This is a genomic window from Oceanobacillus iheyensis HTE831 (genome assembly GCF_000011245.1).
GTDB classification, from domain to species: domain Bacteria; phylum Bacillota; class Bacilli; order Bacillales; family Amphibacillaceae; genus Oceanobacillus; species Oceanobacillus iheyensis.
Map to the genome: position 1 here is coordinate 258,370 of NC_004193.1, position 20,030 is coordinate 278,399.

The 20,030-nt window shown below is 35.8% G+C and carries 12 protein-coding genes; 8 read left to right on the forward strand and 4 right to left on the reverse strand.

The window, feature by feature from the left end; translation table 11 throughout:
* The first annotated feature begins 828 nt into the window (after nucleotides 1-828).
* The 6 genes from glmS to OB_RS01430 all read left to right on the forward strand — a co-directional run bounded on the left by glmS (nucleotide 829) and on the right by OB_RS01430 (nucleotide 12,871).
* Nucleotides 829-2,631 carry a glutamine--fructose-6-phosphate transaminase (isomerizing) gene (glmS, locus tag OB_RS01405; protein ID WP_011064636.1) on the forward strand — a complete coding sequence of 601 codons (1,803 nt, stop codon included), beginning with the start codon at nucleotides 829-831 and terminating at the stop codon, nucleotides 2,629-2,631.
* 469 nt (nucleotides 2,632-3,100) lie between these two features.
* Nucleotides 3,101-7,177 carry a S8 family serine peptidase gene (locus tag OB_RS01410; RefSeq protein ID WP_011064637.1) on the forward strand — a complete coding sequence of 1,359 codons (4,077 nt, stop codon included), beginning with the start codon at nucleotides 3,101-3,103 and terminating at the stop codon, nucleotides 7,175-7,177.
* 384 nt (nucleotides 7,178-7,561) lie between these two features.
* Nucleotides 7,562-8,734, forward strand: coding sequence for a protease inhibitor I9 family protein (locus OB_RS01415; RefSeq protein WP_011064638.1), 1,173 nt, complete (start codon nucleotides 7,562-7,564; stop codon nucleotides 8,732-8,734).
* 247 nt (nucleotides 8,735-8,981) lie between these two features.
* Nucleotides 8,982-9,482, forward strand: a complete 501-nt coding sequence (locus tag OB_RS01420) for a protease inhibitor I9 family protein (RefSeq protein ID WP_011064639.1) — start codon at nucleotides 8,982-8,984, stop codon at nucleotides 9,480-9,482.
* A 700-nt stretch (nucleotides 9,483-10,182) separates the two neighbouring features.
* The gene (locus OB_RS01425; RefSeq protein WP_011064640.1) at nucleotides 10,183-12,087 is read left to right on the forward strand and encodes an endonuclease MutS2; all 1,905 of its coding nucleotides are present in this window, start codon (nucleotides 10,183-10,185) and stop codon (nucleotides 12,085-12,087) included.
* A gap of 337 nt (nucleotides 12,088-12,424) precedes the next feature.
* Nucleotides 12,425-12,871 (forward strand): GNAT family N-acetyltransferase, encoded by a 447-nt coding sequence (locus OB_RS01430; protein WP_011064641.1) that lies wholly within the window; start codon nucleotides 12,425-12,427, stop codon nucleotides 12,869-12,871.
* Nucleotides 12,872-13,027: 156 nt separating this feature from the next.
* Here the strand turns inward: OB_RS01430 and OB_RS01435 are convergent, their stop codons facing one another.
* From OB_RS01435 to OB_RS01445, 3 genes are all read right to left on the reverse strand, one after another.
* Nucleotides 13,028-14,290, reverse strand: a complete 1,263-nt coding sequence (locus OB_RS01435; RefSeq protein ID WP_011064642.1) for a TRAP transporter large permease — start codon at nucleotides 14,288-14,290, stop codon at nucleotides 13,028-13,030.
* Complete coding sequence (locus tag OB_RS01440) at nucleotides 14,287-14,808, reverse strand: TRAP transporter small permease (protein WP_011064643.1); 522 nt, start codon at nucleotides 14,806-14,808, stop codon at nucleotides 14,287-14,289. The genes OB_RS01435 and OB_RS01440 overlap by 4 nt, the downstream gene beginning before the upstream one ends.
* 69 nt (nucleotides 14,809-14,877) lie before the next feature.
* The gene (locus tag OB_RS01445) at nucleotides 14,878-15,891 is read right to left on the reverse strand and encodes a TRAP transporter substrate-binding protein (protein ID WP_011064644.1); all 1,014 of its coding nucleotides are present in this window, start codon (nucleotides 15,889-15,891) and stop codon (nucleotides 14,878-14,880) included.
* A 662-nt stretch (nucleotides 15,892-16,553) separates the two neighbouring features.
* Between OB_RS01445 and OB_RS01450 the strand changes: the two genes are divergently transcribed.
* Entirely contained in the window at nucleotides 16,554-17,387 is an 834-nt protein-coding gene (locus OB_RS01450; RefSeq protein WP_011064645.1) for a DUF1835 domain-containing protein, read from the forward strand.
* 744 nt (nucleotides 17,388-18,131) lie between these two features.
* On the opposite strand, the gene OB_RS01455 is transcribed toward OB_RS01450, so the two are convergent.
* Nucleotides 18,132-18,848, reverse strand: coding sequence for a hypothetical protein (locus OB_RS01455; RefSeq protein ID WP_011064646.1), 717 nt, complete (start codon nucleotides 18,846-18,848; stop codon nucleotides 18,132-18,134).
* Between the two features lie 292 nt (nucleotides 18,849-19,140).
* Here OB_RS01455 and OB_RS01460 point away from each other — a divergent pair, with 292 nt between their 5' ends.
* Nucleotides 19,141-20,028, forward strand: a complete 888-nt coding sequence (locus OB_RS01460; RefSeq protein WP_197530218.1) for a LytTR family transcriptional regulator DNA-binding domain-containing protein — start codon at nucleotides 19,141-19,143, stop codon at nucleotides 20,026-20,028.
* The last annotated feature ends 2 nt before the right edge of the window (nucleotides 20,029-20,030 follow it).

Consider the following 20,030-nt stretch of genomic DNA (forward strand, 5'->3'; position numbering starts at 1 on the left):
GAGAGCTTCTATTGACCAAAAGAAGAGAGAAAGCCGTAATAAATGGGTAATAGAGCGCTCCTATTGACCAAAACCCGAGAGAATTCCGCGGAAAATGGTGAATAGAGGGCTCCTATTACCCAAAACAAGAGAGAAATCCGTAAAAAATGGTGAATAGAGCCGTTCTAAAACCCAAATAATCCTTGAAATCAAACAAAATAGGTAATAGAACATTTAAAAAAGCTACAATGATGAATACTTAATTTTTAACCACAAAAAATATCTTGAAACCGGAGAACCTCATTACGTCCTTTTGGGAGGTTTCTTTATTTACTGGCGTTTCAAGGCATGTGTCGTAACCTTTACGACATAAATTCATAAACTGGTTGCAGGAAATGAAGAAAACAGTTGACCGATTTTCTATCTTTCCGTTAGAATATAAAGAGTTCTTGTTTTTCCTAAGTAATGAAAGTCCGAAAGCAAGGGCAACTATCATGGAAAGGAGCTTTTAGAGCAAATTTTAGGGACTATAATCAAAAGCGCCAGGACTATTCTTCGGACGGATAGGAAGGATAGTTGACGAGGTAGGAGGTTATCGAATTTTCGGCGGGTGCCTCCCGGCTGTCATCACAGTCGAAACTTTATCACTAAAACAGTAGGGTGACCTATTGCACAAAAGGATAAAGAAAGATGTCTTATCAAATAATAAAATACACGAGAAAGGGGCAACAAGAGGCCCCTATGTAATAAAGTTGGTGTTCGCAAGGGTTTTCAAAAAAATTACTCTATTGAACACTCACTTAAAGTCGGTCTTTTTGTCTGCCCCTTTAATTCAAGGAGGACATCGACATGTGCGGAATCGTCGGTTATATTGGACAAAATGATACAAAAGAAATTTTACTAACAGGTTTAGAAAAGCTAGAATATCGAGGATATGACTCTGCAGGAATTGCAACGCTAAATGATAATGGCGTTCATGTAACAAAAGTAAAAGGTCGTATTGCTACATTGCGTGAGGATGTAGATACGACAATTGATTCTACAATGGGGATTGGGCACACACGTTGGGCAACACATGGTGTACCAAGCGTAATGAATGCTCATCCACATCAAAGTACTTCTGAAAGATTTACTATTGTTCATAACGGTGTTATTGAAAATTATAATGATATTAAAAATGAGTACCTTGCAGATGTATCATTTATAAGTGAAACAGATACAGAAGTAATCGTACAATTAATCGAAAAACTTCATGAAAAATATCAAGATACAAAAAAAGCTTTTAGCGAAGCAATGAGCCTGCTTAAAGGTTCTTACGCAATTGGATTAATTGATGCGGAAGATAGCGAGACACTTTACGTTTCTAAAAATAAGAGCCCACTATTGGTTGGTTTAGGTGATGGTTTTAATCTTGTAGCAAGTGATGCAATGGCTACATTAAGAGAAACAGACCAATACTTGGAAATTTTTGATAAAGAAATCGTACTTGTAAGCCGCAACTATGTAGAAGTACAAACACTTGATGGTCAAGTGGTAGAGCGTAAGCCTTTCACTGCTGAAATAGATGCAAGTGATACAGAAAAAGGAACTTACCCTCACTTCATGCTAAAAGAAATTGATGAGCAGCCAATTGTAATGCGTAAAATCATCCAAGAGTATCAAAATGACAATGGTCAGTTGAAACTTGATCAAGATATTCGAACAGCTATGAAAGATGCAGATCGAATCTATATCATTGCAGCAGGAACAAGTTACCATGCTGGATTAGTTGGTAAAGAATTTATTGAAAAACTAGCGAATATTCCAGTTGAAGTTCATGTAGCAAGTGAATTCTCATATAACATGCCATTACTATCTGAAAAACCATTATTTGTATTTATCTCACAAAGTGGAGAAACAGCAGATAGTCGTGCCGTATTAGTAAAAATCAAGGAATTAGGACACCCAGCACTTACACTAACAAATGTGCCAGGTTCTACTCTTTCTCGTGAAGCAAACTATACCATGCATTTACATGCAGGACCTGAAATTGCTGTTGCTTCAACAAAAGCATATACAGCGCAAATCGCGGTACTTGCTATATTAGCAGTAGATACAGCAAGAGTGAAGGGTCTTGAATTAGACTTTGAACCACTTCAAGAGCTTGCAATTGTTGCAAATGCGATGGAAGTACTAACAGATCAAAAAGAAGAATTAGAACAATTAGCAAGAGATTATTTCGGAACAACACGCAATGCGTTCTTTATCGGACGTAGCACAGACTACCATGTTGCACAAGAAGCAGCGTTAAAGCTAAAAGAAATCTCTTATATCCAAGCAGAAGGTTTTGCTGGTGGAGAATTAAAACATGGTACGATCGCGCTAATTGAAGAAGGAACACCAGTTATTGCGTTAACCACTCAAGAAAATGTAAATTACTCTATTCGCGGAAATGTGCAGGAAGTTGTTGCTCGTGGAGCAAATGCGATGGTCGTAAGCATGAAAGGTCTAGAGCAAGATGAGGATGCATTCGTAATCCCTCATGTGCATGAGCTATTAACACCATTAGCAAGTGTTATCCCAATGCAATTACTAGCGTACTATGCTGCACTTCACCGTGACTGTGACGTTGATAAGCCAAGAAACTTGGCTAAGTCGGTGACAGTTGAGTAATTGAGGTTTAAACTGAACAGTTACAAAAAAGTCGAAAACCTGACAAAAAAATAGAAACCGATTTGAGTAAAAATATTTTTAAAGAACAACAGGATTAGCTTGTTGTTCTTTTTTTTGAGGTTACATTTTGAAAATTTCTGATCAAATAAAGAAGGTTCCGCTATTAGGATTGATTGCCTTTAAGAGAGGTCTTTATCACCACGAATGATTTATTACAAAAGGACTTTTTATTCAAACACCAAAAATTCCCCCGATAAATTTTCTTAATATTAATTCATTTTACTCTTGTAACTTAGGGTTATGAAGGACCTTTGGAGTAGTGGTTTTATAAAAAAATTAACAAATTACATGATATCTAATCCCTTATACCCTATTTATTTATACCGTATTATCCCAACAGGAATTCCATCCAACATACCGAATCTTGAATAGATAAAGGTTAGATTAATAAAGTTATGGAGGGATTCAATTGGGGAAACAAGTATTAAATTTTAACAAAAGGAAGGCAGTGTTAGTAAAGAGCGGTTACCTATTGCTCATTTTTGCACTAATCCTATCTATTTTTAATCCTTTTCTTAGTGTAGAACATAATGTAAAAGCTGATAGTAAAACATCAGCGGAAGATATTCTGGCATCCTTGTCTGAAGAACAAAGAGAAGCGTTAAAGAATTTAGAAGCAAGTCCAACTGAAGGGTTAATAGGGTTTGAAGAGAAGGATTTGTCTGTTGAAGAAGAAACGACTGTTATTGTAGAGTTTCAATCGAAACCAGAAGAAGTTGCTGTCCTAAGCTCTGCATTAAAAGGTGAAAAACTGTCTAATCAGAAAGCGAAGAATCAAGTATTAAAAGAGCATCAATCATTTGAAAAGTATGCAGAGGAGCATGAAGCTCAAATCGAAAGAACCTACCAATCTACATTTAATGGTGTTGCGGTGACTATTCCTGCAAATGAAATTGAAGGATTGTTAGAAATGGATGTTATTAAAGCGGTTTACAAGAGCAACACTTATTCCGTTGAACCGATTAAAAGTGACATTCAGGAAGAGGAACAGGAAGGCGGACATATGGCCGATAGTATACCTTTTTTAGGAGTCGATAAGCTTCATGATGAAGGTATAACTGGTGAAGGTGTCAAAGTAGGGGTTATAGATACAGGAATCGACTACAATCACCCTGATTTACAAGGTGCCTTTGCAGGTGGATATGATTTAGTGGATAATGATTCAGATCCGATGGAAACGACATATGAGGACTGGGAAGAGTCTGGTCGTCCGCTGGTGGATCCTAATTTGAATGTTTATTATACCTCCCATGGTACACATGTGTCTGGTACGATTGCGGCACAGGCAGAGAACGATGGAGGTTTTAAGGTTAAAGGGGTAGCTCCTGATGCCGAACTTTATGGGTATCGCGTTTTAGGGCCTTATGGGGCTGGTACGACAGAAACGATTCTCGCTGGAATAGAACGGGCAGTAAATGATGGGATGGACGTCATCAACCTTTCCTTGGGGTCACGGGTTAACGATCCTTTAGACCCAACAAGTATTGCAATTAATAATGCGGTATTAAACGGTGTAGTTGCTGTTTTATCAGCGGGAAATAATGGTCCCAACCCTTATTCTGTTGGTACACCGGCTGCAGCTGCTTTTGCCCTTACGGTAGGCGCGAGCTCCACCTCTATTTCATCGGTAAACTTTACGGCAAAAGACGTAAATAATCAAGGAATTACAATTAATCTAAAGGAATTTGCGAATAATTTTGTCACGGATTTGCGCTCCTTTGAAAACGAGCAGGTGGAAGTCGTTGACATGGGGGTTGGAAGAAGAAGTGATTATGAAGGCAAAGATGTGCGCGGGAAAGCAGTATTAGTCAATCGTGGAAGTATTGGTACGCAAGATAAGATTGTATTTGCTAAAGAAAATGGAGCGAAAGCGGTATTTGTCTATCATGACGATCCGGAAATGGAAGAATTTTACTATTACACAGGAGAAGATCATCGGTTTGTTCCAACCTTCTACATGACGAACGAGGATGGAATCGAATTATTGGAGCTTCTTGATTCTGGTCAAACACAGCTAGAGCTCTCTGACTATTCCGTTTATGAAACAGAAGAGGATATGCTGGGCGACTTTAGTTCAAGAGGTCCAACTAGAAGGAACATAGATATTAAACCAGAAGTAACAGCACCGGGGGTCAGTATTCTCTCCACTGTACCAGCATATTCTGTGTTCGTAGATGCATCTTCTGACTATCAATTTGCTTATGATCGTCATTCTGGGACATCTATGGCGGCACCTCATGTAGCAGGAGTCGTTGCACTTATGCTTCAGGAAAACCCAGATTTTAAGCCAGAGGATATCAAGACGATTTTGATGAACACTGCGGTAGAGCTAAATGGTGAAAATAGTGTGTTCGATGTAGGTGCTGGGAGAATTGATCCATATGAGGCTGTACATTCAGATGTAGAATTAAAGGTGATGGATGAGACGCCAATATTAGATAATGGGGAACTGGTTTCTTTAGAGGAAATTACCGGTGGAATAAGCTTCGGATCTTATTTTACTGATGAAGGAAATGTTCGAGATCAAAGGTCAATCACCATTGAAAATACACATAATAAAAATAAGAATTTCGATGTCTCTGTAGATTTTACGGAGTCTTCCCTAGATGCAGCCAAAAATGGAGTTCAAATTTCAGTCGACAAAAGCGTGAAAGTCAAAAAAAATTCCGACACGAAATCAAATGTTTTCTTAACTGTACCGAAAACAGCTGAAATTGGAATTTATGAAGGCTATATTACTTTTGAAAATAAAAAAGATGCAGAAGAAACATATCGAATTCCATTTGCCTTTAGGACAATGGAGGGTGGCTTCAACTTTACAGAGCTGTCATCACCAGCTATTTCACCTCCATATCTCCATGTGAAACATAAATATGATTCTGTATCTACTGTAGATTTAATCTTTAGCTTCAAGTCTCCGATGAAAAAAATCGATCTGATTTTATCGGATGCGGAAACGGGTGAAGATTTAGGATTCCTGGCAACCGTAACCTTAGAAAATAACTACGACGGTATTAATTATCTTACCCCTAAAATCTTTAATGGGGAGTATTATGCTTTTACAGGAGATGAAAATAACCCAATTGCTTCAGAGACTACCCAGGCTCAGTCTGGTGCCTATACGATTAAAGTCGTCGGTACAAGTCAGCGAGATCTTGTATTCACTGAGGAAAAGCATGTATTGATTGATGCCCAGGACCCGTCTTTCAAAACCTCTTTAGAAGATCTGGACTCACCTGTAATTGAATATGCAGAAAATCAAAGCGAATTTACATTCGATGTCGAGGCGCATGATCCAGAAATCGATAAGATGATGGAATTAGGAATGGATGCCGATCAATCTCTAAATACGGTTGATTATTCCATCAATAATAATTTCAACCCAGAGCTACCTGTTGGAAAAGATGGCAAACTCGATTTGACGGTACCTTTAGATGAGTCTGATCCGTTTATGAGTTATGCTGTGAATGCAAATGACACGGCAAATAATCACAGTGAAAAAAGAACCTATTACTTCATTAAGGAAGACTTGCCATACGGATACTTTGAATCAAATGCATCCAGTTTGAAAACTGGTGAAGAATTTACAGCAACATTGGTGTTGGAAAATGTGGAGAATTTGAAGGAAGGAAACTGGTCCATTTCAAACTTTACAGAATCCTTTGAATTAGTGGATGCAAAAGCGAATGATAGTCTGACGGAAGATGAAAATCCAATCGTAAATACTGAATTACAAGGTAGCACATTAAATATCACGATGAATACAGACAAGCCTCTAAGCGGCAAGGTAAAAGCAGTAGACCTGAATATTAAGGTGAGTGATTCCAGTTTCCAGGTACTCGGGGAGATGGAGCCAACCCTAGAATATACGGACAGTGATAGTACCAAACATACCATTCCACACGCTGCGGAAGCGGTCAAGATTTCCCCTACTTTCTCTGAGATATATGGGAAATTAGATTCAGCTGCGTTAGGGTATGGCACGAATTGGACAAATGTAGATAAATCACTCATTCTTCGGGACCAAGACGGAAATGAGTATGATGGAACAGATGGTATCGACCGATATGGATGGTTCCGAGTTTCCGATTTGCCGGTCAAAACAGAACCATTCGAATTTGAATTGATTGTTCCAGGACACTTTACTTTGGAAAAAACATTCAATCTTGGTTTAGAAACAGACGATGAACCACTTGGTCAATTACTATTTTTATCCATTTTGAAAATGACACCAGGAGATGTCAATCAGGACGATGTGATCGATATCGAAGACGCAATCCTAATCAAAGAACATTGGAACTCCAGTCATCGGAATACGGATATCAATTTCGATGGAACGGTGGATAGTGAAGATATAAATTTTGTAGTTTCAAACTACCTGACGAAAAACCCTGATGTGAAAGATGCACCAGAACCTCAATCAGAAAGTAATGGCATAACACTTGAAGATATTTTAGAGGAGTTGGGACTAGAGGAATTAGAATAAAAAGGAAGAGAAGATAAAGAGATAAACACCAATATCACCTTTAATTAAAAATGGTAGAAAACTATTGGAGGAGGAAGAAGCGATGTCGTATGACGTTGCTTCTTCCATTTTTTCGAAGACATTGAAAGAAAATGTCGACGAAAAACGCTCGCAACAAACAAAATTCGTGCAAATTCCCCCGAATTCAGCAAGGAATTATACCTATTTCTAAAGAACGGCTTTTGTTAATTTTTACTTATATTAACTGAATTCTCTTATATTTAATGGCTTTAATTGGATAATTTATAAGGAAAATCGTCTTAAATTATAGCTAAATCCCCCCAATGACAGGTTCAGATCCTCTATGTATAATGAGGGAAAATAGAATGAAATGGGGATGAGAAAATGAACAGGGGAAAATTTTCAAAGGTTGCTTTGTGCATTGTCCTGCTATTTGGGGCAGTAGCACCTATAGGCACACAGTCTATTGGACATGCACAACCTCAATCTAGTGCTGGGGACATCTTATCCAATCTCTCACAAGAACAGAGAGAAGCATTGGATAACTTGGAAGCAAACCGATCCTTAAGAGGTTTGCAGCTTTCAAGAGACATAGATTTAAAGAGTGATGAAGAGGTAACAGTAATAGTAGAGTTTGATCAACTCCCTGCGAAGGCGGAACAGTTCCAAAAATCGCTTGAAGGGGAAAAAACCTCATTAGATACATTGGAGAAAAAAGTCGAAGAGTCTCACAAGAAATTTAAAAAAGACATAGATACGAATATTAAAAAGAAGGCAAAATCTACAGATGATCCATATGAAATTAAGTATGAATATAAAACGGCTTTAAATGGAGTAGCCATTACACTTGCTGCAAATGAAATTGAAACCCTTCTTGAATCTGATGTGGTTAAAGCAGTATACAATGAGCATGAAGTACAATTATCCCCCCCTCCAAAAACCAATGAAGAAGAAGGTTCAACAACAAAAGTGGAGAGTATTCCTTTCTTGAATATTGACAAGTTGCATGAAGAAGGAATTACCGGTGCTGGGTTTGCACCTTCTCAATTAAAGTATGGTGAGTGGTTAAAGATTGAAAACACAGGAGACATGGATGCATTCCTGAAAGCTACGTATAATCAGTCTCTAAGTGCAGATGTTCCATTAAATGCTTATAAAGTGGGGTATATTGCATATAAATTCTCTGAAGGAGAAGAAATGACAGAAGATATATTAGAAGAATCAAGAATCTATCTAGATAAGTTGTTCAATGGTACGACAAATGAAGTCACTTCTCATAAGATTGCTTCAGGGGTTGAAATGATCGTTGGGTTTGTAGAGGACGAAGAGGCTCAAGCAGCTGCAAAAAGCAGTAACAAAAAAGCGAAGATGGTATTAGGTGACGGTTCAAAAGAAGGCGAAAAACATGAATTCTGGCAATTAAACGATGACCAATACATCGATCTTTCTTTCGCGATTAAGCTTGACGAAAAAGCTGGAAACGAATATCAGGGGGTAACGTATAGTTCAAACTTAAATGTAATAGCAAAACAAACCGATGATGGGGCAAAATACTAGTTACCACTATATAAATTTGTAATAATCAAGCTCGTTTTAGCGGGATGGAAAAGAAATAGATTGCTGGTTTCTTTTCCATCCCGCATGGTTTTTTCTAAACTGAAGTGAGATTGAAACAGAGGTATTCTTAAAACAAAGCAAAATCTGATACAATGCTAAATGTACAGAGTAATATCATGTATAATGATTGGTAAGGAAATCCTGGTAAGTTATCTTTTACTTGCAAAATATAGGAGATAAAATGTTTATGAAGAAATGTTTCTATAGGACTTTTATTTTTGTTTTCCTCATCATTATAAGTGGATGTCAGATAAATAAAGAGGGATACAACGAACAAAAAGAGGAACAGGTGGTGGAAGAAACGATGAAATCCTACAGTAAAATAGATCCATCCATTGACCTATCAAGTAACGAGACAATCTCCGTCATTGTACAGTTTACTACCAAACCTGCTAAAGTAGCGGTTTTAGAAGCAGAGGCAAAGGGTATTGATTTAACCCTGGAAGAAGCTAAACAACAAGTAGAAGAAAGTTATCAAACCTTTCAAAAGGAAATTCATACTTTTTTAGATGAAAATCAAGTTTCCTATCGTATTAAACATCGATACAAGCACGCATTAAACGGTGTATCAATGGAACTTCCCGCAAACGAAATCAAACGTCTGATAGAATCTTCCGTTATTCAAAAGGTTTTTCCAAACGAAGAGATTCAATTGGATCCTCCTATCCAGCCATCTGATCAAATGTAAGTGCTATTTTTTCCTTCTGACTGAAGGTTATTATAGCTTTACATTTTAATGAAGACATAGTATGATTGAAAACACAAAATTAGATTTCAATGAAATTGACTATATATTAATAAGAGGTGCTTTTTGGTGAGTGCGGTAGGTATTTAAATAGGTAAAATTAATGGAATAAACATGGGAGCAGAAGGGAATTATTTTCATAATGTCCTTATAGTTTGCTATGTCTTTATTCCGAATCCTATGAAGATACCTACAGTACTACTTTATAAAGCGTGTAAATGGTAAGGAATAGGCTATGTTAGTATAGTTTATTTTATACACATGCCTTGTAAACGTAATGAAAACTGCGGTATCCCCGCAGTTTTTTTGTGTTTATTTGATTCAATTTCATAATTAATATATTTGGTGTAAAATTCGTATGTTGCGTTGTTTGATTTCCATTGTAGACGGCGCTTCCGCAGGCACGACTTTAGCTAACTTGAAAAGAAGAACACTTTTCAAGTGGATCTTCAGCTCGTGCGGTTCCTGCAGGAGTCGTCGTCTTCCATCAATCAAAGCCAAGTTATTGTTAGACTGAATTTAGCAATTATGAAAATGACTCAAATTTGAAATTTATAACATTCTATAGTTGAGTTATCATTGAAATCTAATGCGTAGGTATCTTCATTCTCGAACTAAAATATAAGAATGAGGAGATTACAAAATGAATAATGCAACTTTCGATAAGTTACAATACAATGAATTAAAACAAATAATTAATTCTTACTGTGTTAGTGGATTAGGTAAACAATTGCTAGATAAATTAGAACCAAGTTCAAATATAAACGTAGTTAAGAATCGTTTGAATGAAACAACAGAAGCGCGAAAAATCATAGATGCTAAGGGGCATATCCCATTTTTAGGAGTATCTAACATTGATAGCATCATTCAAAATATTGAAAAGGATATAATTCTTGATCCGAGTGATCTGATAAGTGTGTCAGACTTTTTAAGAGGTTGTAGAAAAATTAAATCGTTTATGATGGAAAAAGAATTTTTTGCTCCAGTACTAGCATCTTATGCTAATTCAATGACTGAATTTCAGCATGTCGAGGAAGAAATTGATTTCTCGATCAAAGGCAATAGTGTTAACTCAGCTGCAAGTAGAGAATTAAAGAGAATTCGAAACAAAATTGATATAGCAGAAGAAAGAATAAAAGATCGCTTAAATAAATTTTTAAATAATGATACGAACAAGAAGTATATTCAAGAGGCCTTTATTAGTAAAAAAGATGATCGTTATACGATTCCTATTAAGGCTTCTTATAAAAATCAAGTTTCAGGTACCATCATTGATGTATCATCTAAAGGTTCCACTGTGTTTATGGAGCCAAGTACAGTTACCAAGTTAGGTGGGGAACTTGCGAGTTTAAGAGCTGAAGAGGCAATAGAAGAATATCAAGTACTTGCTACTTTATCTGGGATGATTTTAGAGAATATTTATGAAATCAAGATTAACATGGAGCTTATAAGTCAATATGATATGGTCTTTGCAAAAGCCAAGTTCAGTAAGGAGATTGATGGTTCAGAGCCTAAATTAAACGATTATGGTTATATAAAATTGGTGGATTGCAAGCATCCGCTCTTAGTAGGAGAAGCTGTACCACTTAATTTTGAAATTGGCCAAGATTATCGTAGCCTAATTATCACGGGACCTAATGCTGGCGGTAAGACGATTGTATTAAAAACAATTGGATTACTGACTTTAGCAACCATGTCAGGTTTCCATATTGCTGCAAGTAAGGAAACGGAAATAGCCGTATTTGAAAACATCTATGCAGATATTGGGGACAATCAAAGTATAGAAAATGCGCTAAGTACATTTTCATCTCATATGAAAAACCTCTCAGAGATAATGCGGTTATCAAATAATAACACCCTTTTACTATTCGATGAAATCGGCAGTGGGACAGAACCGAATGAAGGGTCTGCACTTGCAATATCAATTCTAGAAGAATTTTATCACATGGGATGCATTACTGTAGCAACAACTCATTATGGTGAAATTAAGCGGTTCTCAGAAATACACGATGACTTTATGAACGCAGCAATGCGATTTGATAATGATACATTGGAGCCTTTGTATCAACTAGTAATAGGAAAATCAGGAGAAAGTAATGCACTTTGGATTTCTAGAAAAATGAATGTTCCAGAGAATATTTTACAAAGAGCGAGTCAGTATATGCAGAACAAAGGATATCAATTAGAGCGTGTCAATGAAAATAAAATACGGAAACCTAAAATCAAAAAAGAGAAAAGTGTTCAGTATAAGTATGAATATAGTAAAGGTGACCGTGTGAAGTTATTAGAACATGATGATATTGGGATTGTATATAAAGAGATGGATAGTTCCTATAATGTTGTTGTGTATTATAAAGGAGAATTTATTGACGTACATGTGAAGCGAATTTCTTTAGATATCTCGGCAAAGGAATTATATCCAGCAGGCTATGATTTAGAGACATTGTTTGTTGATCATAAAACAAAGAAAATGGAACATGATTTGGAACGAGGTTCAAAAAAAGCACTTCGAAAAGTAGAAAAAGAAATTAGAAAGAATAGAGAATGAGAATTATTTTTTAGCATTTTCAGGAGAGTATTGCATCATTGTAAACAAGGTCTATGTGCTCAGTAGCTTTTGACTATGCAAAACACCTTCGATTGTACGGTTTCGGAGGTGTTTTTATGTTATTTCAATGGTTGAGTTATTTTCATAATGTTATTTACTATATGTAACTATAAATTTTTCTATTATTCCGTCTATAATGCTTTATAATTAATTTAAATATATCGTTTTTGGGGTGAGGAAACGGATGGTGAATTAATTCATTATATACGAAGAGATCTTTCCAAATCTTTAATTTTAAAAAATACAAAACAATGCAATTCTAGTAGGGGGAAGTTATATGAAGGCATGTGTATTAAAAGCAAATGATTATGAACAAATGAAAAAATTATTTTTAGATGTATTTTCAAGTGAACCTTGGTTTGATAAGTGGGATGACATGCAATTAGATTTGTATATGAAGGACTTGACGGAAAATAATAACTCGCTCTCGATAGCTATGTATGATGAGACAGAAGAGCTTATTGGTTGCTCGTTAGGGTATGTATTTAACTGGTGGGAAGGCCGGGAATATTATATTAAAGAATTTTTCATTTCTAGAAATATACAAGGTCAAGGTGCAGGCAGTAATTTTTTCGAGTTAATGGATGACATTTTAAGAGATAAAGATATTAAACACATACTATTATCTACTGAAAAAACGGTTCCAGCGTATCGTTTTTATCAGAAAAATAAGTTTTCGGTCTTGGATGATTCCGTGTTTCTAGTAAAGAAAATTTCTGAATGAAATATATAGGTGCTTACTTAAGATTGTACATTTTTAATTGCCACATGCTGAGTTAGAGAAGTATGCATGTGGCAATTATCGTTAATAGCTAATACAGGAAAGTATATAATGTCTAATCGATCAAATAAGTACCTTCCAGTATTTAATATAGTTGATTTATTCAAAAATCCCGAGTAAAAATAAGGAAAGTTCTGGAACGAATGTAATAACAAGTAAGGCGAATATCATAACCAAAATAAATGGCGCTGTACTTTTGATTACTTCTACTAATGATACTTTACTGATCCCTGAAGCCACAAATAGATTCAGACCAAATGGTGGTGTAATCATTCCAATAGATAGAGCGACTATCATAATTATTCCAAAATGAATGGGGTCAATACCCAGTTGACTTACCATAGGAAGGAATAAAGGAACAAATATTAACACCGCAGCACTTGTATCCATGAACATTCCAACTAGTAATAAAATAACTATAACAAGGAATAAGAAAGCTACTTCTGTATTCGCATAATTAAGCAAAACAGATGCAAGATTAGTAGGTATTTGCTCAAAGGTCAGATACCAGCTAAACACATTAGAGGCTGCAATAACAAGCATAATCATAGAAGAAGTAATAACTGATTTCTTCGTAACATCGATCAAACTTCTTAACGTTAATTCCTTATAAACAAATAATCCAATAATTAGGCTATAAACGATCGCAACAGCAGCAGCTTCTGTAGGCGTGAAGACGCCAAAATAGATGCCTCCTAAAACAATAACCGGAAGTAATATCCCCCATATGGCAGAGATAAATGATTTTCCAACTGCTCCTAGGCTCGCCCTGCCTTCTGGTTTAAATCCTTCCTTTTTTGAGATGATATAACTTACAATAATAAGTACCAATCCTATAAAAACTCCTGGAACGATTCCAGCAAGAAACAAATTACTGATGGACACCTCAGCGGATGAACCATACACTAAAAGTGTGATACTTGGTGGGATAATAATTCCTAAGGTACCGGCAGTCGTCATTAAACCTATTGCAAATTTTCGTGAATAGCCAGCATCATTTAATGAAGGAATCATTATACCACCGATTGCAGCTACCGTGGCCGGGCTTGATCCTGATAGTGCTGCAAATAGCATGGAAGACATTACACCTGCAATGGGTAATCCACCAGTTGACCAGCCGACTAACTTTTTAGCAAAATCTATTAATCTTTTCGACGTGCCCCCGGCTAACATCAAATCTCCAGCAAAGATAAAAAAAGGTATGGCCATGAGAGTAAACGAGTCTATTCCTGCAAAAATGGTTCTGGAGAATACATCAATTGAAACTCCTTCTTGCATCATGGCAACAAAACTGGACAAACCTATTGCTACAGCAATCGGTGCACCAATAATCAAAAGAAGGATGAAAATAACAATAATCATTCTTTGATTCCCCCTTCTATAATTGGAGGTTTTTTATTAGGATCATTCTTTCTCATATTGGTAACATCTTGTATAAGTAATTGTAGAAAACGAATGAACATTAACAACCCGCCTACAGGAAGTGCTAAATATGGTATGGACATTGGAATACCTACAGCCGGTGTTACATTTCCAAATTCGATAACATTGGAGACCGTAACGGATCCAGACCAGATAAGAATAACGCTGAAAGTCATCCCTATAAAACTTGCAAAGATGGAACATATTCTCTTTAGTATATAAGGTAGATAGGTTACCACCGCATCCACTGTCGCATGCGCTTTCTCTCTTACTGCTATACTGCTCCCCACTAAAACAAACCAAATGATGATATATCTTGAAACCTCTTCTGACCAGACTAAAGAAATATTAAATACATACCTGAGAACAACTTGAAGGAAGACTAGTAAAGAAGCAATGAGAAGGGAAATCACGGCCGAATATTCTTCCAAATTATTTAATAATTTATTTAGTTTCATAAAAATACTCCTTTAGAATCTATTTAAGAAAAAAGAGAGAACGGCCTAGACCGCTCTTTAATATGATGATTATTGATTGATGGCATCCAATAATTTCTCACTATCTTCTATCTTATTAAATTCATCATATACACTTGACATTGCTTCTTTAAAAGCTTCTTTCTGCTCAGGGCTCAGTTCGTTGATCTGAATATCTGTTTCGTTTAACTCTTTTAAATAAGCATCTTCATCACTTTTTGCTTCTTCCCATTGCCACTCTGTTACTTCCATTGAAACTTCATCAACAGCAGTTTTTAAATCCTCTGGCAGATCTTGATAGAAACTATTGCTTATCACAAGCGGATATGCCATGTAACCATGGCTACTCAGTGTTAGATAATCCTGTACTTCGTAGAATTTTTTACTAACGATATTTGACAATGGATTTTCCTGGCCATCTACTGTACCGGTTTGTAAAGCTGTATAAAGCTCAGAAAAGTCAATGGACACGCCACCTGCATTTACAGCTTGAAACTGTGAGATTAATAACGGACTTTGCGATACTCTCATTTTTAGTTCATTCATGTCGTCAGGTGTTTCAATTGGATGTACGGAGTTTGTCAAATGCTTAAACCCTCCGTCCCAGAAACCTAGTAGATGCATGCCTTGCGACTCCAATTTCTCACCTAGAATATCTCCTAGTTCACCATTCGTAGCCTCAAAGGCATGCTCTCTGTCCTCAAATAAAAAAGGTAGATCAAACACTTCAAATTCTTTTACAAAAGTAGGTAATACCCCTGTAAAAGGAGCATTCATATGCACAGTACCGGACTGCATCTGTTCAATTATTTCACGATCACTTCCAAGTTGAGAATCTGGATAGATCTCAACCTTGATTTTTCCATCTGTTCTTTCTTCAATGAGCTCACCAAATTTTTCTGCTGCTTTTCCTTTCGCTGTAGATGGGCTTACAACATGAGCAAATTTAATGGTATATTCTTGATCATCGCCTTCACCAGAAGCTGAATCACCATCTCCACATCCTGCCAAAAACAAAACGATCACCAAACAGCTAACCATCCAATTAATAACAACTTTCTTCATCATGAATCCCCCCATTTTTATTAAAATCCTAAACCTACAAATTAATAATGCAGCATGCTTGCTTGTAGGTATTCCAACTAAGTACTAATTGCTTTGAAAACTCCCCTTCAATTAGCTAAGTTCAAACAGCACCCCTTAAAAAGTGTAAATAGTTCGACTTTTGTAAGCGAATACATTTTGCTGGTTTGAGTAGCAAGGATGCTAAATAAACCACACGTTAATTAAACTTTTTTCCATGCTTGTAGACTTTTATCATGCTTTCTTTTCTAATCCCAATCATAGAGCATGCATTTTTCCATGTCTTATTAATCCAAGAAACAAATTCTCAATTTCGGAAATAAAATGAAAAATACAAAAATTAACTTCTTGTCCAAAATAGATGGATTATTGTATGAACTTTTAGTTTGAAATCGATTTTTGAATCTATTACTATATATAGCTATTTCAAAATAAAAGATGTACGTAAAAAAATATAGTTAATTTTATAATAGCATGTTAGATACGGAAACGATTATTGAAAGATGTTAAATACAGTTGCAGAGGATATTTGGAAAGGTAATAATAAGGATAATATTAACGTAATGAATATTGGAGTCAATTTTAAATTGGTTTTAGAGAGGGTTAATTACTAAAGTACTAGTTAGATTGAGAGGGGCATAATAATGGAAAAAGATCTTCATACCGTACACATTATCTTCGGAGAATCTCCTGCTGGCTCGCTCAAAGTAGGATTAAATCAACGTGAGAATAAAGTGATCGGCTTCCCAGACTTCCTTGCTATTGGACCTATCTATCGTCTTCATGAAGAAAGCGGTTTTAATGAAAGATATGAGTGGTTGATCAGCAGATTGAATTTCGAAAATAACTATTTAGAAGAATACTTTGTTCGATTTAAGACTTCGATAAAAGAGATTCATTCTATATCTAACGAAGTTCCGATTGTGGTATGGACTGCAGAAAATGCTAACGAGCAAATTGGTTTACGTTTTTTCACATATCTATTAGGAGATAAACCAAACGACGTTTACATTTTAAATACGACATTAGGATTTCACGAGCTATACGATCCTGACGATGTTGAATATGTTATTCGTCATTCGGGAGAGATTAACTCAACACAATTTAGAACTATTTTTGAAGAACAGCTAGGGAAACCCTTGACCATGGAAGAGAGAAAGCAATATGTAAACGAATGGATGACGCTTTCCGATTCCAAAAAAGTACTTCGTATTTGGAAAAGTTCAAAGGTAAAAGAAGTCGAAGAAAATTATTTTGACTCATTTATAATTAATTCGTTAAGAAATCTACATAATGAGCAGAATAAGATAGATTTTATGAAAGCAGCAAAGTTAATTGGTGAGGTTTATGGTCAGTTGGATGAACCTCTAAGCGATACCTTTATAGAGTATAGAATTAGAGAACTGATCGACCAAGGTAATTTTGAAATAAAAGGAACCCCAAAGAATATGAGGTCGTATAGTGTGAAATTACGATAATGATTGATTGGTCTAAGAAAATATTCTTTAAAATTATCTTGGAAGTGACGTCTTGAACCCGGTTTATATATTGGATATCATTTCCTGTATCTAACTAATATTAATCTATGAATCAATGGTAAGGAGAATTATTATGATTGCAGAAATGTATAAACGGAGAATCAAGATGAGTTACATAACAATTAAGTAGCTGATCTACGGTTGTATTCGAAAGTGTGAAGAAGTAGTGAATAGAGCCGTTGTCAAACCCAAAAGGAGGAGGAATTGTGCTGGAAATGGGCAATAGAGCTGTTCTCAAACCCAAAAGGAAGAGGAATCGTGTTGGAATTAGGTAATAGAGCGGTTGTCAAACCCAAAAGGAAGAGGAATCGTGTTGGAATTAGGTAATAGAACGGTTGTCAAACCCAAAAGGAAGAGAAATTGTGCTGGAAATGGGCAATAGAGCCGTTGTCAAACCCAAAAGGAAGAGGAATCGTGTTGGAAATGGGCAATAGAGCCGTTGTCAAACCCAAAAGGAAGAGAAATTGTATTGGAATTAGGTAATAGAACGGCTCTAAAACCCTAAAGGGGATTAAAAATCTGAGAAAATAGGTAATAGAGCCACTTTGAATAGGGATTCGTCAAAATGGGCGTCACATTTGCGGATTTTCTTAAATAAAAGCGATTGTGGCACCGCACCGTTATGCCACAACCACTCCCGCTTCCGTTAATGGAAGAACTATTTATTATTACCAAGGTCCTCACTTAAACAGATGCATCGACTGATAAGAATTTAGACAATGTTTGTTCATGCTTATCGAGCATAATTTGTTTCGGATGGATGCCCTGTTCAAACAGTACTTCAATGTTTTGCGCAAGGAATTCGTCACTTCCTACTACATAAAATAGTCCATCCTTGTCTGCTGCAAGATTTTTCACTTCTTCATAGTATCCTTCACGATAATCGACGAACTGTGAAGTGAATTTCTTGTCAGGTGCAGATTCAAAAACATCTTTAAACAGAAAATCTTTTGAAGAATCGATGTTTAGAGAATGAATTTGATTGACGTTATCTGCACGATTCAAATAATCAAGTACAAGTGGTCTAAAAGTTGCTAGTCCAACTCCTGATGATAGAAGATAGACGTTTTTATCCTCTCTTTTTAGCGGTACATTCGAATGTGTCTTAAATAATGCAACATCACTGCCTACTTCAAGGGTTCTTAAAATTGTTTTATACTCCGAGCACTGCTCTTTAATGCGTGTTGTGATACCGATCGAATTTTCATGTGGTAAAGTAGAAATTGACATATGGCGAACTAAGCTACGGTTTGGTTTTTCTCCCGCATTAAAGCCTTCTAATGCAAGGTGTGTGTGGGCACCCTCTTCCCATGTGAAGTCTTCTGGGCAGTCGAGCAAATATGTTTTAACCTCCGGTGTTTCTTCAATAATCTTATTTATCTTCGTCCAGTATATTTGCATGATAAATCCCCCTTACTCAATTTTTATTTGTCTTACTATTTAATATACTATAATTGATAATAATTCTCAATTAAACAAATTAATTGATTCAAATGATTTAGGTTAAGAATAGTTGCTAATAATTGAAGCTACCGCTATACTTCAAATAAGTTTAAATACACGAATGAAAGAGTGTGTTGCATGGCACTAATAACATTAGAAAATGTTTTAAAACAGGACGGAAATCGAACTGTTCTAAAGAATATTAATTTAACTATAAAAAACTCATCTCAAATTGGGATTAAAATGTCTGGTGAAGAAAGCAAGTGTGTTTTTTGAATTAATTTCTGGAAAGCAATACCCTTCCAGTGGTCACATTAACCGATCTACTGATTCGTTACTTGTAGAAAGTAAAGATGATGGCTTATATGATGATTTAACCGTACAAGGTTACTTGAAGTTTTTTAAAAATATTGCAGACTTTAGAGATCCTCTAGAAGAATATATTGCAACATTTTCTCTATCTGATGTTTGGAAAACGAAAATCAAGAAATTGACTAAGGATCAGAGGAAAAGAGTTAGTTTGTATCGGATGTTTTTATTCACTCCGGAAGTCGTATTAATTGAGGATCCTTTTAATGATCTAACAGATGAAGGTATAGAACTTTATCTGAAATCATTGGAACAACTTCGTACAAACAATATTGCCACATTATTTACTTCTAACTACACGGAAGACTTACTTCTCTTAAGTAATGAGGTTTACCGTTATCATCGACTAACTGGATTAGAAAAGACGGATTTAGCTGAGGAAACAGATGGAGACACTCGTAAAAACGATGAGAGTGAAAGTAACCAACCCAAAAATGTTTTCAAAGTTACGTGTAAATTAGAAGATAAAACTATCTTTTTTAGTCCGGATGAGATTGACTTTATCGAGAGTATTAACAGTGTAAGTAATATTCGAATAGATGATGAATATTTCCCTACAGATTTAACGATGAATGAATTGGAAAATAAGTTGAGTAAATTTGGATTTTTTAGATGCCATCGATCGTATTTAGTTAATCTTCAGCGTGTGTCGGAATTAATAAGTTACTCAAAAAATAGTTATACCTTAATATTAAAAGGAAATCCAAGCGCGAAGCTCCCTTTGTCTAGAAATCGATTGGAAGAAATGAAGCAATTAATAGAATTTTAGCG

Excerpts from the sequence above, each read along its gene's own strand:
- glmS (WP_011064636.1), top strand. The coding sequence starts at position 829 with ATGTGCGGAATCGTCGGTTATATTGGACAAAATGATACAAAAGAAATT.
- OB_RS01435 (WP_011064642.1), bottom strand. The coding sequence starts at position 14,290 with ATGATTATTGTTATTTTCATCCTTCTTTTGATTATTGGTGCACCGATT.
- OB_RS01425 (WP_011064640.1), top strand. The coding sequence starts at position 10,183 with ATGAATAATGCAACTTTCGATAAGTTACAATACAATGAATTAAAACAA.
- OB_RS01430 (WP_011064641.1), top strand. The coding sequence starts at position 12,425 with ATGAAGGCATGTGTATTAAAAGCAAATGATTATGAACAAATGAAAAAA.
- OB_RS01455 (WP_011064646.1), bottom strand. The coding sequence starts at position 18,848 with ATGCAAATATACTGGACGAAGATAAATAAGATTATTGAAGAAACACCG.
- OB_RS01445 (WP_011064644.1), bottom strand. The coding sequence starts at position 15,891 with ATGAAGAAAGTTGTTATTAATTGGATGGTTAGCTGTTTGGTGATCGTT.
- OB_RS01420 (WP_011064639.1), top strand. The coding sequence starts at position 8,982 with ATGAAGAAATGTTTCTATAGGACTTTTATTTTTGTTTTCCTCATCATT.
- OB_RS01415 (WP_011064638.1), top strand. The coding sequence starts at position 7,562 with ATGAACAGGGGAAAATTTTCAAAGGTTGCTTTGTGCATTGTCCTGCTA.
- OB_RS01440 (WP_011064643.1), bottom strand. The coding sequence starts at position 14,808 with ATGAAACTAAATAAATTATTAAATAATTTGGAAGAATATTCGGCCGTG.
- OB_RS01450 (WP_011064645.1), top strand. The coding sequence starts at position 16,554 with ATGGAAAAAGATCTTCATACCGTACACATTATCTTCGGAGAATCTCCT.